This window comes from Streptomyces sp. NPDC057565, assembly GCF_042801455.1.
GTDB classification, from domain to species: Bacteria; Actinomycetota; Actinomycetes; order Streptomycetales; family Streptomycetaceae; genus Streptomyces; species Streptomyces yanii.
This window is the reverse complement of the sequence record NZ_JBHVFU010000007.1, coordinates 38,571-51,863: the sequence shown is the minus strand read 5'-3', so window position 1 is coordinate 51,863 and position 13,293 is coordinate 38,571. Positions and strand designations below refer to the sequence as shown.

Annotated in this window: 10 protein-coding genes and 2 pseudogenes; 5 read left to right on the top strand and 7 right to left on the bottom strand. The window is 71.1% G+C overall.

Annotated elements, in window-relative coordinates; genetic code table 11:
- Positions 1-66 precede the first annotated feature (66 nt).
- The 3 genes and pseudogenes from ACFU8W_RS16790 to ACFU8W_RS16780 all read left to right on the top strand — a co-directional run bounded on the left by ACFU8W_RS16790 (position 67) and on the right by ACFU8W_RS16780 (position 4,093).
- A complete protein-coding gene (locus ACFU8W_RS16790; protein ID WP_384037266.1) occupies positions 67-2,154 on the top strand; it encodes a beta-galactosidase in 2,088 nt (695 codons plus the stop codon).
- Positions 2,155-2,162: 8 nt separating this feature from the next.
- Positions 2,163-2,456: pseudogene (locus ACFU8W_RS16785) on the top strand (MFS transporter); the annotation flags it as partial.
- A gap of 113 nt (positions 2,457-2,569) precedes the next feature.
- Complete coding sequence (locus ACFU8W_RS16780; RefSeq protein WP_384037264.1) at positions 2,570-4,093, top strand: DUF6056 family protein; 1,524 nt, start codon at positions 2,570-2,572, stop codon at positions 4,091-4,093.
- Here ACFU8W_RS16780 and ACFU8W_RS16775 read toward each other — a convergent pair.
- On the bottom strand, positions 4,068-5,204 hold the full coding sequence (locus ACFU8W_RS16775; RefSeq protein WP_384037261.1) for a PP2C family protein-serine/threonine phosphatase: 1,137 nt from the start codon (positions 5,202-5,204) through the stop codon (positions 4,068-4,070). The two genes, ACFU8W_RS16780 and ACFU8W_RS16775, sit on opposite strands and share 26 nt — an antisense overlap.
- A 152-nt stretch (positions 5,205-5,356) precedes the next feature.
- Between ACFU8W_RS16775 and ACFU8W_RS16770 the strand changes: the two genes are divergently transcribed.
- On the top strand, positions 5,357-5,857 hold the full coding sequence (locus tag ACFU8W_RS16770; protein ID WP_384037258.1) for a DUF6069 family protein: 501 nt from the start codon (positions 5,357-5,359) through the stop codon (positions 5,855-5,857).
- Between the two features lie 92 nt (positions 5,858-5,949).
- Here the strand turns inward: ACFU8W_RS16770 and mnhG are convergent, their stop codons facing one another.
- From mnhG to ACFU8W_RS16740, 6 genes are read right to left on the bottom strand one after another with little or no spacing between them, the layout of a single operon-like run.
- Positions 5,950-6,303 carry a monovalent cation/H(+) antiporter subunit G gene (gene mnhG, locus ACFU8W_RS16765; RefSeq protein WP_384037255.1) on the bottom strand — a complete coding sequence of 118 codons (354 nt, stop codon included), beginning with the start codon at positions 6,301-6,303 and terminating at the stop codon, positions 5,950-5,952.
- The gene (locus ACFU8W_RS16760; protein ID WP_345514122.1) at positions 6,300-6,617 is read right to left on the bottom strand and encodes a monovalent cation/H+ antiporter complex subunit F; all 318 of its coding nucleotides are present in this window, start codon (positions 6,615-6,617) and stop codon (positions 6,300-6,302) included. The genes mnhG and ACFU8W_RS16760 overlap by 4 nt, the downstream gene beginning before the upstream one ends.
- Positions 6,614-7,243 carry a Na+/H+ antiporter subunit E gene (locus ACFU8W_RS16755; protein WP_384037252.1) on the bottom strand — a complete coding sequence of 210 codons (630 nt, stop codon included), beginning with the start codon at positions 7,241-7,243 and terminating at the stop codon, positions 6,614-6,616. The genes ACFU8W_RS16760 and ACFU8W_RS16755 overlap by 4 nt, the downstream gene beginning before the upstream one ends.
- Positions 7,240-8,898 (bottom strand): Na+/H+ antiporter subunit D, encoded by a 1,659-nt coding sequence (locus tag ACFU8W_RS16750; protein WP_384037250.1) that lies wholly within the window; start codon positions 8,896-8,898, stop codon positions 7,240-7,242. The genes ACFU8W_RS16755 and ACFU8W_RS16750 overlap by 4 nt, the downstream gene beginning before the upstream one ends.
- Positions 8,895-9,500 carry a Na(+)/H(+) antiporter subunit C gene (locus ACFU8W_RS16745; RefSeq protein ID WP_384037247.1) on the bottom strand — a complete coding sequence of 202 codons (606 nt, stop codon included), beginning with the start codon at positions 9,498-9,500 and terminating at the stop codon, positions 8,895-8,897. The genes ACFU8W_RS16750 and ACFU8W_RS16745 overlap by 4 nt, the downstream gene beginning before the upstream one ends.
- A complete protein-coding gene (locus ACFU8W_RS16740) occupies positions 9,497-12,415 on the bottom strand; it encodes a Na+/H+ antiporter subunit A (protein WP_384037244.1) in 2,919 nt (972 codons plus the stop codon). Before ACFU8W_RS16740 ends, ACFU8W_RS16745 begins: the two co-directional genes overlap by 4 nt.
- Positions 12,416-12,579: 164 nt before the next feature.
- Between ACFU8W_RS16740 and ACFU8W_RS16735 the strand changes: the two are divergent.
- Positions 12,580-13,258 (top strand): annotated as a pseudogene (locus tag ACFU8W_RS16735) (FAD-dependent monooxygenase); the annotation flags it as partial.
- Positions 13,259-13,293: the final 35 nt, after the last annotated feature.

The following is a 13,293-nucleotide window of genomic DNA, read 5'->3' as shown; positions in this document are numbered from 1 at the left end:
CGCACCGGCGGCGGGTGGCAGCCGAGCTGCCACCCGCCGCCCACCCCCATCCTCACAAGGAGCACGATGACCCCCGCCCCCTCGCCCCGCTGGCTGCGCTGGCCGGCCGGCACCCCCACACAGCGGTTCGCGTACGGCGCCGACTACAACCCGGAACAGTGGCCGTGCGAGGTGTGGCACGAAGACATCCGGCTGATGCGCGACGCGGGTGTCAACATCGTGTCGCTGGCCATCTTCTCCTGGGCGCGCATCCAACCGGGCCCGGAGGTATGGGACTTCGAGTGGCTCGACGAGATCATGGACCTGCTGCACGCGGGCGGCATAGCCGTTGACCTGGCCACCGCGACCGCTTCTCCACCGCCGTGGCTGACCACGCTGCACCCGGAGATCCTGCCGGTCAACGAGGTCGGCGAGACCGTCTGGCCAGGTGCCCGCCAGCACTGGCGGCCCACGTCGCCGGTGTTCCGGGAGTACGCACTGAAGATGGCCGCCGCCATGGCCGAGCGCTACGCCGGCCATCCCGCACTGGCGGCCTGGCACATCTCCAACGAACTGGGCTGCCACAACATCTACGACTACTCCGACGACGCGGCCCGCGCCTTCAGGACCTGGCTGACCGCGCGGTACGGCACCCTCGATGCGCTCAACTTCGCCTGGGGCACGTCGTTCTGGTCGCAGCGCTACTCCGACTGGGACCAGATTCTTCCGCCCAGGCTGGCCGCCTCGCACCCCAACCCGACCCAGCAGATCGACTTCAAACGGTTCTCCTCCGACGCCCTCAAGGACTATCTGCGGGCCGAACGCGACCTGCTGTCCCGGATCACCCCGGACGTGCCGGTGACCACCAACTTCATGGTGATGGGCGAAACCAAGGGCATGCACTACGCCGACTGGGCCGCCGAGGTGGACTTCGTCTCCAACGACCACTACCTCCACCCGGGACCGCAGGGCCTGGACGAACTGTCCTTCTCCGCCAACCTCACCGGCAACATCGCGGGCGGACACCCGTGGTTCCTGATGGAGCACTCCACCAGCGCCGTCAACTGGCAGGACGTCAACGCCGCCAAGCGGGACGGTGCGCTGGCCCGCGACTCGCTGCTCCATGTGGCCCACGGAGCGGACGCGGTCTGCTTCTTCCAGTGGCGCCAGTCGGCAGCGGGCGCCGAGAAGTACCACTCGGCCATGGTTCCGCACGCCGGGGCCGACAGCGACGTGTTCCGTGCCGCGGCCGGTCTCGGCAGCCTGCTGGGCGAACTGCGCGAGGTCGTCGGGTCGTCGCGGCTGCCCGCCCGCGCCGCGATCCTCTTCGACTGGGAGTCGTGGTGGGGCGCCGAGCTGGACTCCCACCCGACTTCCCGGCTGCGCTACCGGCAGGAGGCACTCGACTGGTACTCGGCGTTCCTCGGCCTCGGGGTGCGGGCCGACGTCATCCACCGGGGCACCGCACTCGACGGCTACGACCTGGTGGTCGCACCGACTCTCTACATGGTGCCGCGCACCCTCGCCAAGGAGCTGACGAACTACGTCGAGGGAGGTGGCCACCTGGTGACCACCTACTTCTCGGGTGTCGTCGACGAGAACGACCACGTCTGGCTGGGGGGTTACCCGGGCGCGCTGCGCGAGCTGCTCGGCATCAGGATCGAGGAGTTCGCGCCGCTGCCCGACGGACAGGGCGTCGCACTGGACAACGGCTGTGCCGGAACGCTGTGGACCGACCGGATCACCGTCACCGACCCGGCCGTCGAGGTGCTGTCCTCCTACCGCACGGGGGACCTGGCCGGCCGACCCGCCCTCACCCGGCGCCGCGTGGGCCGGGGCTCGGCCACCCATGTGTCCACCCGGCTGGGCGTGGAGGGCCTTGCGGACGTCCTGTCGCATCTGCTCGGGGAGGCGGATGTGTCCAGCGAACTGCCGGAAGCGGTACGGGGCCGGGTCGAGCTGGTGGTCCGCGGCTCCGGCACCGCCGCGTACTGGTTCCTGGTCAACCGCACGGACGAGCCGGTGGAACTGAAGGCGCTGCACGGTGAGTTGCTCGCCGGAACGGCCGGCAGCCCTACCCCGGGTCCGGTGGCGCGAGTCGTTCTGGAGCCCCGCGGCGTGGTCGTCGTACGCAAACCCGGCAGCGCCCCTGTCGCGGAGAGCGAACTCCCGTGACCCGCCACGTACTCGCCGCCTTTGCGGTGTTGTACGTCCTTCATGTCGCATCGAGCCGGGCGTCGGCGGCCGGGAGCCCACCCATCCGGAGACAGTCGACTTCGGCGCGGGGGTCACGGCCACCGCCACGTCCGTCTACCGACTGATGACGACGGCGGGCCGATTCCTGGTGACACCGCTCGCACTGCGCTTCTCCGCACCTTCCCTCATCGCTGTGTCCTGTGCAGGCATGACGGTCTGCCTGTTGCTGTCCTCGATACCGGAGTTCGCCCGCGTACGCGTACGCGGGCGTCGGCCTGTTCACCTTTCAGCGTCCGCCATTCGAGTGAAGGTGCGTCGGCTCTGCGTGTACGGAGACCGGGCCGCCCGCCTCCCCGTATCAGATAGCGGCAATGACCACGGTTCGAGAAGCACGATGACGGCCCCCGGCCCGGCGCGGGAGGCGGCCCCCGTTGCCTCGCGGACAGGCCTTCCGGAGCAGCCGCGCGAACGGGTACGGACAGCACCCGGCAGGACGGCGAACGCCCGTCCCGTACCGGCGTGGAGGACGCTCTGGCCGGCTGCGCTCTGTCTCCTGCCACTCGGTCTGCTCGGGGCGGCGGCGTGGTACGGGCGGTGGGTCCGGCCCGGGGCGGACGAGTGGTGCTTTCTGCCCGTCGTGCGGGACGAGGGGCTCCCCGGGATGGTCGGGAAGTTCTATCTCGGGGACAACGGACGGATCGCGAACGCCGTTCTGGTCTGGGCGTACGGGACGTTCGGCGTCGCGGGGCACCAGTGGTTCGGGCTGGTCAGCGGTGTGGTCACGCTGGGGATCCTGTGGGCGGTGACCGTATCGGCGCTGCGCCGGGGCGGTCTGACGGCGCCACGCGGAATCCCCTTGCTCGTGGCGTCGATGGTGACGGCCGTCTTTCTGTTCGCGACACCCAACACGTACAAGACGTTCTACTGGCCCGCGTCGTCCGTCTCGCACACCATGGCACCGGTTCTGGCCTGTGCCGCGGCTGTTCCGCTGCTCCGGGCCCGGTCGCGCAGGGGGAGACGCTGCGCGCTGGTCGCCGTTTTCGTGGCGGGTCTGTGCATGGGGACGCTGTCGGAGGAGGCGTCCGTCGTCGTGCTCGTTGTCCTGTCGGCCGTTCTGCTGGTACTCGCCGGGCGGCTCCGTGCCGGTGTGCGGCGGTGGTGCCTGGCGGGCATGGCGGGGACCGTGACCGGGACGCTGGTGCTCTACACGTCGCCGGGCGCGAGGATCCGGCGGGAGCGATTCGACACGGACGGGGTGTCCTTCCTCGCGCCCGACTCGCTTCTCGGGTCCCTGCGCGGCTTCGGGCACATCCTGGGAACGCTCCTCACCACGTGGGCCTATCTGGGGGCGGTCGCGGCGGGGGTCCTGCTGGGGCTGCTCATCAGGGGGCCCGGTGGGCGGCGCGTGGTCCTGCCGGGGCGCTGGCCGCTGCTGTCCTGCGCCGGTGTCCTCGCGTTCCTGGTCTCCGGCTATCTCTGCACGGTCGTCGCGTATCCCGCCTTCGGCGCGAGCGTGATGACCTCCTCGCGGGTCTGGAACGACTACCTGCTGCTGTACGTCGCGGTGCTCGTCGGGGCCGGTGCGCTGGTGGGACTCGCCCTGGGTGTGCGCGTGCGGCGCACCGGTGCGGTGCAGGCGGCCGGTGCGGGGGTGTGTGCCGTCGTGTGCCTCGCGCTCGCCGTCCCACTGGGTCAGCTCGAACGTGACATGCGCGTCCGGGCGGTGAAGTGGGACCGTCAGGACCGGTGGATGCGCGCGCATGCGGCGGAGGGCGACCGGGTTCTCCCGTACATGCCGCTGTCGGTCGGCGGCATGGTGGAACCGTTCCGTAAGCACGGGCGGAAGGTCTGGCCGGCCACATGCGTCGCCGACTACTACCACCTGGAGCGGATCACCTACTCGCTGCGGCTCCCCTGACCGGGCCGGACGCCTTCGTGATCGCGATCAGGACGGCGTCGTCGCCCAGGTGCCCGCCGGCGTGCCGCAGCAGATCGGTCCGGAGATGCTCGACGAGGGCGTCGGGGCCGGTGCCCTTCCAGGTGGCGAGCCGGTCGGCGAGCGGGTAGAAGATGCCGCTGTGGTCGCGTGCCTCGATGACGCCGTCGGTGTAGAGGAGCAGCAGATCGCCGGGGCGAAAGCCGAAGGTCTCGACCTCGTAGTCGTTCGCCGACACGATGACCAACCCCAGCGGGAGCGCGGGCTCCCTGACCTCCAGCGTCTGTACCCGGCCGTCGCGGAGCAGCAGCGGAGGGGGATGCCCGCAGTTCACCAGCCGGACGCAGTGGTCGTCCTCGTTGACGTCCAGGACCAGCGCCGTCACGAACGATTCGTCGTACTCCGGGTCCGTCTCGGCGAGCTGAGCCATGTTCCAGTACGAGGCGTTGGCGATGTGCGCCACGGCTCCGGGCAGCGAAAGGTTCTCGTACGCCGCCCCGCGGAACGCCCCCACCACCACCGCGGCGTCGTCGACGGCGGGCAGGCCGCTGCCGCGGACGTCGCCGACCACCAGGCGGGTGCCGCCCGGGGCGGGCACCGCGGCGTACAGGTCACCGCCGATCTGTGCCTCCTCCTCGGCCGCGATGTACACGGACGCGATGCTCAATGGGCCGATCCGGTGGGGCAGCGGGTGCAGCAGGACCTGTTGTGCGATGACGGCCACCGAACGCACCCGGTCCAATTGGTGCTCGTGGCGGTCGAGGGCATGGCGAAAGACCACCAGGAAGATGGAGATCACGACCACGGCAGCGATCTGGGCCTCGTGGTTCGGTGTCCCGACGCCGCCGTGCAGAGCCGCTATGACGACCTGGGCCGCCACGGCCAGTGCTCCGACGACGGCCGTCAGGCCGGGGCCGGCGAAGGAGGCGGTGATCGCGGGCGCGGTGACGAGGAACGGGCCGAGGTGGATGGACTCCGGGCTGTTGAGGTCGATCAGAGCGACGGTCGCGATGATGGCGATCGGCACGGCCAGCAGGCCCTGGCTCAGCCGCCGGGACGGGGTGAGGCGGTTCTCTCTGTGCCGCACGCGCATGTCTTCTGCTTACACCCCTGTCGATCGGTCCGCGCCCCGTGGACGTCAGGGGATCCTCACGTGCGTCACCCGCACGGACCCCGTGCGTTCGCGGGCTCCGGGCGCCCGGTCCACGATCGGGGTCCGGGTACCCCGAGGGGAGAAAACCGATCGTGGACACATGGGATTCGCAGAACAGCTACGGGCAGCCGCAGCAGCAGACCGGATACCTCCGCCCGAAACCGCCCCGGCTCCGTGTCGACGCGGCGCGGCTGTGGGCGGGCGGCGCCATGACCGCCGTCATCGCCGCGCTCACCGCCGTCGTCGGGGTGCTCCTCGTCCGTGGGGTCCTGGGCGTGCCTCTCTTCGCGCCGAAGGGCGACGGAGCGATCGGCGACACCTCGACGGGGTTGCTGGCCGCCGGGGCCGCGCTGGCAGCGCTGGCGGGGACGGCGCTGATTCATCTGCTGATCCTCGCGACGCGGCAGCCGGGCCCGATCTTCGTCTGCATCGTCGTCCTCGCCACTGCCGTCATGGTGTTGCTGCCCTTCACCACATCGCTCCCGATCGACGCCAAGATCGGCTCGGCGGCCGTCTGTCTCGCCATCGGGATCGCGATCGGTTCCCTGCTGTCCGCCGCCGGCCGCAGCTCGGTACGACGCTCCCCCTACTGACGGCCGGATCCGGGGCGTGCGGGCGCACGGTCTCGGCGCGGGCCGCGTCCGTACGAGGTGTCGCTCCCGCCGGCCGGGACCCGCCGGAGCTGTCATTTCTCCTCGGTCAGCTGGGCGTCGAGTTCGTCGAAGAGCAGCTCGCCGTGGTCGATCTGGCCGGTCCGGTACGCGGAGCGCGCCACCAGGTGCGCGGCGACCGGTCCGGTCATCATCTGGAAGAACCCGATCAGTGCGAGCGTGGCGAGGTCCATGCCGCTGCGCAGTCGCAGCGCGACCCCGGCGAGGACCAGCAGCATGCCGAGGCTCTGCGGCTTCGTCGCGGCGTGGCTGCGCGACAGGACGTCCGGCAGCCGCAGCATGCCGATCACTCCGAGCAGACAGACGGCGGCCCCGATGAGGACCAGGACCGCGCCGGCCGTGTCGACGATCTGGAGCCAGAGGTTCACTTGCCTCCTTCATTCTGCTGTCGCGTTTTCTTCGGCCGGTCGCGTACGGCGATGAAGCGCGCGATGCCCACCGATCCGGTGAACCCGAGGAAGGCGAGCACCAGCATGATCGGGAAGTAGAAGGGGTCGCGGGCGAAGGCGGACTTAGCGCCGAGCCCCGCGATGATGAGGGCCGCGCAGACATCCAGCGAGATCGCCCGGTCCAGCATCGAGGGGCCACGCCAGACACGGGTGAGGAGCCCCGCTCCGGCGATGACGATCAGCACGACGGCGGCGGTGAGGAGCGCCCGGTCGACGGTCTCGGGTCCGCTCATGAGGTCATTCCTGCGGCAGGGAGCTGTGGCATCGGCGGGGGTGGCTCGGCGACGCGGGCGATCTCGTCGCGGGTGCCGAATGCCCGTACGGTCAGCTCCTCCAGCCGCCAGACCGAGCGCCGGGCCGCATCGAGCGTGGCGGGCCGGTCGGCGTCGAGGACGTGCAGGAAGACGGTGGCCGTGGCGCGGCGCACCTCGACGACCGATCCGCCGGGCACGTTCGACACGGCGACGGCGGTCGCCGCGAGCATCAGGTCGGAGCGGCAGCGCAGCGGTACTGCGATGACAGCGGCCCGGTGCGGATGGTCGACGAAGATCTGCCGGGTGACCTTCACGCCCGAGGTGTACATGTCGTAGAGCAGATAGCCGACGAGCAACACGATGCCCCAGGGGTGCAGCCGGAGCCCCAGGTCGACGCGGGGCAGCGGGAAGGCCAGGCAGACGGCCACCGCGACGAGCACGCCCGTCAGCACATTGGCCCAGTTCAGGCTTGACCAGAGCAGTACCCAGATGGCGGTGAGCCAGGCGATCAGCGGGAGGTCGAGCACCCGGCGACGGCTGCCGAATTGGCAGCTGAGCGGTGGCAGTTCCGCGTTCCGGTTGGGCAGGATGATCCAGCGTTTCACCGGCCGAGCACCGCCTCGGTGTAGGGGGTGCGAGCGAGGAGCTCGGCGGCCGCGCGGTCGGTGTAGGAGGTCAACGGTCCGGCGAGCACGGTGAAGAAGAGGCCGAGGGCGACGGCCGCCGCGGTGGCACCGGTCATCAGACGCGGCAGTTTCGTCGTGGTGGTGACGGCATGGCCGTGGAGGGTGGCGGCCACCGCGCGGCCGGCGGGCTGGTGCCGGGGGAAGACCGGTTCGTCGCCGGTGCCGGGGATGCGGTCCGGGCCCTCGTCGGCGTCCTCGTCGTTGTCGTCCTCGTCGTCGGACTCCAGGACCGTGCCGTCCGCCGCCTGGCCGGGTGGCGCGGCCCGCCAGAACGCCAGGTTCCAGACCTTGGCCATCACGTACAGGGTCAGGAGGCTGGTCACCGCGGAGCCGATGACGAGGATCCAGGCCCAGACGCTCCCGTCGGCGACACCGGCCCGCATCAGTCCGAGCTTGCCGATGAAGCCGGAGAGCGGCGGGATCCCGGCGAGGTTCATGGCGGGCACGAAGAAGAGGGCGGCGAGCAGCGGGGCGGCCTTGGCGAGTCCGCCGATCCGGGTGAGTTCGGTGGTGCCGCCGCGGCGCTCGATCAGTCCGGCGACGAGGAACAGCGTCGTCTGGACCGTGATGTGGTGGGCGACGTAGACGATCGCGCCGCCGTACGCGTCGCGGGAGGCGAGACCGATCCCGAAGACCATGTAACCGATGTGGCTGATGAGGGTGAAGGAGAGCAGACGCTTGAGGTCGGTCTGGGCGACGGCTCCCAGGATGCCGATCACCATCGAGGCGAGTGCGGCCGCCATCAGCAGGTCGCCGAGCCGGTTGCCGGGGAAGAGCAGGGTCTCCGTTCGCAGCATGCAGTAGATGCCGACCTTGGTGAGCAGGCCGGCGAAGACGGCGGTGACGGGGGCGGGTGCGGTCGGGTACGAGTCGGGTAGCCACGCGGCGAGCGGGAACACGGCGGCCTTGATGGCGAAGACGGTCAGCAGCATGGCCTGGATCGACGTCTGTACGCCGAGCGGGAGTGCGCCGAGCCGCCCGGCCAGCTGGGCGAAGTTGGCGGTGCCGGTGGCCGCGTACGTCATGGCGATGGCCGTGAGGAACAGCATCGACGAGAAGAGGGAGATGATCACGTACGTGGAACCGGCCCGGACGCGAGGGCCGGTTCCGCCGAGGGTGAGCAGGACGAAGCTGGCCACCAGCATGATCTCGAAGCCGACATACAGGTTGACGAGGTCTCCGGCGAGGAACGTGCAGGAGACCCCGGCGACGAGGATCAGATACGCGGGGTGGAAGACCGCCACGGGTGTCTCTTCGTCCCGGTCGGCCATGCCCTGGCCGATGGAGTAGACCAGAACGCAGAGGGTGATGGCCGAGGAGACGGTCAGCATCAGTCCGGACAGCCGGTCGGCGACCAGCGTGATGCCGAGCGGCGGGGCGAAGTCGCCGAGATCGACGCTGAGCGGGCCCCGGATGTCGGCGGAGATCATCAGGGCGACGGCGAGCGCGAGCACGGCGGTGAGCACGACGACGCTGATGAAGCGCTGGAACTGTTTGAGCCGCGTGCCGAAGGCGAGACTCAGGCCGGTGGCGCAGAGCGGCAGCAGCACCGGCAGTGGGACGAGTGCGTTCACCCGGTGTCTCCTCGGTCGGCGTCCGTTCCGGTGTTCCGTTTCGTGGCGTAGTCCTCGGGGTCCGCGCCCAGCACGTCGTGCCAGAGGTCTCCGGTGGCGTCGCGGCCGCGGGCCTGGAGGGCGCGGTCGGCGCGCAGCCGGGCCCGGAGGCGCCTCCGCTCCTCCCGGTAGCGGGCGCGTTCCTCCGGTGTGCGCTCGGACACGGACCGGTACTGCTCGCGCAGTTCGTCCCGCTCCCCCAACACCTCGGCGCGCAGCGCGATGCGCCGGTCCTCCAGGTCGTCGTGGACCTCGTCGGTACCGGTCAGCTGGTGGCTGCGGTAGGCCATCGCGAGAAGGAATGCCGTGGTGGCGAGGGTGATGACGATCGCGGTGAGGGCGATGGCCTGCGGCAGCGGGTCGGTGACCTGGTGGAGCGGGACGCCGTACAGGAGGGGTTCCCGCCCCGCCCTTCCGGTGGCGGAGAGGACGAGCAGGTTGATCCCGTTGCCCGCGATCACCGCGCCGAGCAGGATCCGGGTGAGGGGGCGGGTGAGCATGAGGATACCGCCGACGGCGCAGAGCACGGCGGCCGTGGCGAGGAGCGAGGCGCTGACCGTCACCGGACCGCACCTCCCGCCTCGGGCTCCGGTCCCGTTCCCGCCGCGGCGGCCGCTTTCTCCGCGGCGGCCCGCTCGATCTGCCGGTCGATCTTGGCGCCGAGAGCGCGCACGATGTCCAGCACCACGCCCAGGACCAGCAGGTAGACGCCGAAGTCGAAGAGTACGGGCGTGGCCAGGTGGTACGCGCCGATCACGGGCAGTCTGCCGTAGTAGGTCCACGCGTGCAGGACCGTGCCCTCGACGAGGCCGAGCAGCGCCACGCCGGTGGAGAGGAACAGCCCGAGGCCGGTGAAGAGTCCGGGCTGCAACGGTGCGGCTTCGGCGAGTTCGAAGCGGCCGCCGGCCAAGTAGCGGGTGATCAGGGCGAGTCCGGCGACGAGTCCGGCGACGAACCCGCCGCCCGGCATGTTCTCGGCGCAGAACAGCAGATAGACGGAGAGCACCAGGACCGGGTGGAACAGCAGTCGGGCCACGACCTCGAAGACGACGGACCGGTGTTCGGGGGCGAGCGTGGCCCCCGCCGCGAGCCAGGACCGCTCCGGCGCCCCTTCGTCGCCCCGCAGCACCCCGGTCAGTTCCGGCGCCGTCAGCGACCAGGCCGTACGCCTGGGTACGTCCTCGCGCAGCCCGGATCCGTCCGCGCGGCGGTGCAGATAGAGCAGGCTCGTCACGCCGATCGCCGCGGCGGCGAGCACGGCGGACTCCCCCATCGTGTCCCAGGCCCGCAGGTCGACCAGGATGGTGGCGACGACGTCCTTGAGCCCGTGGTGCGCGGTCTCCTCGACCATGGCCGCCCCGGCGGGGTCCGCGGTGCGTGCGGCTGCCGCGACCCACACCACCACGCCGAGGGTCGCCGCCGCGGCCAGCGCCACCGGGATGCGTACGGCGCGCCGCCACGTACTGACCGACTCCTGGAAGCGCACCGGCATCCGCCGCAGCACCAGCACGAACACGATCATCGACACGGTCTCGACGCAGAACTGGGTGAGCGCCAGGTCCGGGCCGCCCTGGACGACGAAGAGCAACGCGGTCCCGTACCCCGTCAGTCCCGCCAGCACCACGGCCTTCATGCGGCGGCTGACGGTGAGACAGAGCAGCGCGGACGCGCAGGTCAGCGCCGCCGCCGCCCCTTGCAGCGGTACGTCCCAGATGCGTGGCGCCGAAGCACCGTGCCAGGGCCGGTCCACCCCGAGCACGGCGAGCTGCCCGACGAGCATCACGAGCAGCGTGGTGGCGAGGTAGACGGAGAGCGAGCCGCGCTGGACGAAGCCGGTGACCTCGAGCGAGATCCGTTCCAGGCCGAGCAGCAGACGTCCGAAGACCCGGTCGGCGGTCGGCCAGGCGATCCGCCGGGAGAGCCGGGTCACCGTGGCCTGCCCCGCGAAGAGCACCGCACCGCCCGCCACGGCGACGGCCGAGAGCAGCAGGGCCGTACCGAATCCGTGCCAGAGCGCGAGGTGGTACGGATGCGCGGGTACGGGGAACGTGTCCGCGTACGCACTGAGCAGCCCGTACGTCCAGCCGACGCCCGGTCCGAGCACCAGACCGCAGAGGGCCAGCAGGCCGGGCGGCCCGAGGAACGCCCAGCCGACCCGGTGCACCGGAGTGGAGTCGACCCCGGGCTTGCGGGCGAACGCGCCCCAGACGAACCGCAGGGTGTACGCGACCGTCAGCGCGGATCCCGCGACGGTGACGCCGAGCGCCCAGCGGTCCGCGCTGTCGCCGTGCAGCAGCGCGTCGAACGCGGCCTCCTTCGCGGCGAAGCCGAGCATCGGGGGCAGCGCGGCCATGGACGCGGCGGCGAGCACCGCGACCGCGCACACGTGCGGCAGCGTCCTGCCCACGCCGGAGAGCCTGCGCAGGTCACGGGTACCCGCCGCATGGTCGACGATGCCGGTGACGAGGAACAGCGGCGCCTTGAACAGGGCGTGACCCAGGATCATGACGGCCGCGGCGAGCGCCGCGTCCCGGTTGCCCACCCCGGCGAGCACGGTCAGGAAGCCGAGCTGACTGACGGTGCCGTAGGCGAGGACGAGTTTGAGGTCGTTCAGTCGCAGCGCCCGCCAGCCGCCGAGCAGCATGGTCGCGCAGCCGAGCACCATGACGACGGGCCGCCAGACGGGGACGTCGGCGAAGCCGGGGGCGAGCCGGGCCACCAGGTAGACGCCGGCCTTGACCATGGCCGCGGCGTGCAGATAGGCGCTGACGGGGGTGGGCGCGGCCATGGCGTTCGGCAGCCAGAGGCTGAACGGCCAGATCGCCGACTTCGACAGCGCCCCGCACAGGATCAGCGCCACGGCCACCTGGACGGCGAGGCCGGTGCCCGGCGGGTCGGCGACGATCGTGGAGATCCGGTAGGTGCCGGCCGCCTGACCGAGGATCAGGAAGCCCACAAACATGGCGAGACCGCCGAGCGTGGTCACGGTGAGGGCCTGGAGCGCGGACCGGCGGCTGTGCTTGAGCTCGCTGCTGTGCCCGATCAGCAGAAAGGAGAAGAGCGTGGTCAGTTCCCAGAACACATAGAGGGAGATCAGGTCGTCGGCGAGGACCAGAGCGAGCATGGCGCCGGCGAAGGCGAGCAGGTTTCCGGCGAACGCGGGGAGCTGCGGGGTGTCGTCGGAGAAGTACGAGGCGCAGTACAGCAGGACGAGCGCGCCGACCCCGGCCGCGAGGAACACCATGAGTTCGCCGAGCGCGTCCAGGCGCAGGTCGACGGAGACGTCATACGCCGGCATCCACGGCCACGACGAGGTGACGGACCCGCCGGACGCGGCGGTGTTCCACTGTGCGGCCGCCCACACCGTGGCGGCGGCGGGCGGCAGCGCGAGGACGACGAAGGCGCGGCTGCCCAGTCGCCGCACCAGCGGGCGCGCGCACGCGGCGAGAACGAAGTGGCAGACGATGAGCGTGGTCACAGGGTCCCGGAGGGCGTCCGGGGCCGCTGCGCGACATGACGGGCGAAGGGCACCAATTACAGATATATCCCCGGTCGCACTTCACCCGTACGGCGCGCCGCGCCGACCGCCCCCACTCGGTTCGCTCGGGGTCGCCGCAGCCCCGCAGTGATCGCAGGAGGGGTGTTGCCGGGGAGCGCGGAATCGGCTCGCCGCTGCGGACGCGGCTGTACGGCGACCGCTACACCCCCCGAGTACACCGGATTCGACAACTGGCGGGTGACGGTGCCCCGTCAGCCGCAGGTGCAGGGTGTGGTGATGGGCGCCGCGGGCAAGGACGCCATGGCGCTGCTCACCCCGATCCCTGACGAACTGATGTACCTGGGGGCGGTGTTCGCCGGGGCGGCGGACTTCCGGCCGGACCCGGAGCGCGCGCACGAGCAGCTCACGGAGCGGCTCTCCGCGTTCTCCGGACCGGTCGCCGAGGCGCTCGCCACGGTCACCGACCCGTCCTCCGTGGTGTATTCACGGATCTCCTAGGTGACGGTCGAGGAGCCGTGGCACGTCGGCCGGGTGGTCCTGGCCGGTGACGCCGCGCACGCCGGCACTCCGCACATCGCGCAGGGCGCGGCGATGGCTGTCAAGGACATGACCGTGCTCGCCGAGTCCCTGGACGGCGAGGCCGATGTGCCAGCCGCCCTCGCCGCCTGGGAGGCGCGCCGCCGACCCCGGGCCATGTGGGTGCAGTCCATGTCGCGTGCCGTGCTCAAGCAGGAGACGGGCGCCGCGACGACGCCCGAGGAGGACGAGCTGCTGAAGGTCGGCATCCCGGGTGCGGCACATGTGCTGGTGCAGCCGTACTGATGCGCTTGCCGTGCGGGCGTGGCGTCACGTCACGC

Bases quoted from the DNA above. Each gene is read 5' to 3' on its own strand.
- ACFU8W_RS16790 (WP_384037266.1), top strand. From the start codon at position 67: ATGACCCCCGCCCCCTCGCCCCGCTGGCTGCGCTGGCCGGCCGGCACC.
- ACFU8W_RS16780 (WP_384037264.1), top strand. From the start codon at position 2,570: ATGACGGCCCCCGGCCCGGCGCGGGAGGCGGCCCCCGTTGCCTCGCGG.
- ACFU8W_RS16775 (WP_384037261.1), bottom strand. From the start codon at position 5,204: ATGCGCGTGCGGCACAGAGAGAACCGCCTCACCCCGTCCCGGCGGCTG.
- ACFU8W_RS16760 (WP_345514122.1), bottom strand. From the start codon at position 6,617: ATGAGCGGACCCGAGACCGTCGACCGGGCGCTCCTCACCGCCGCCGTC.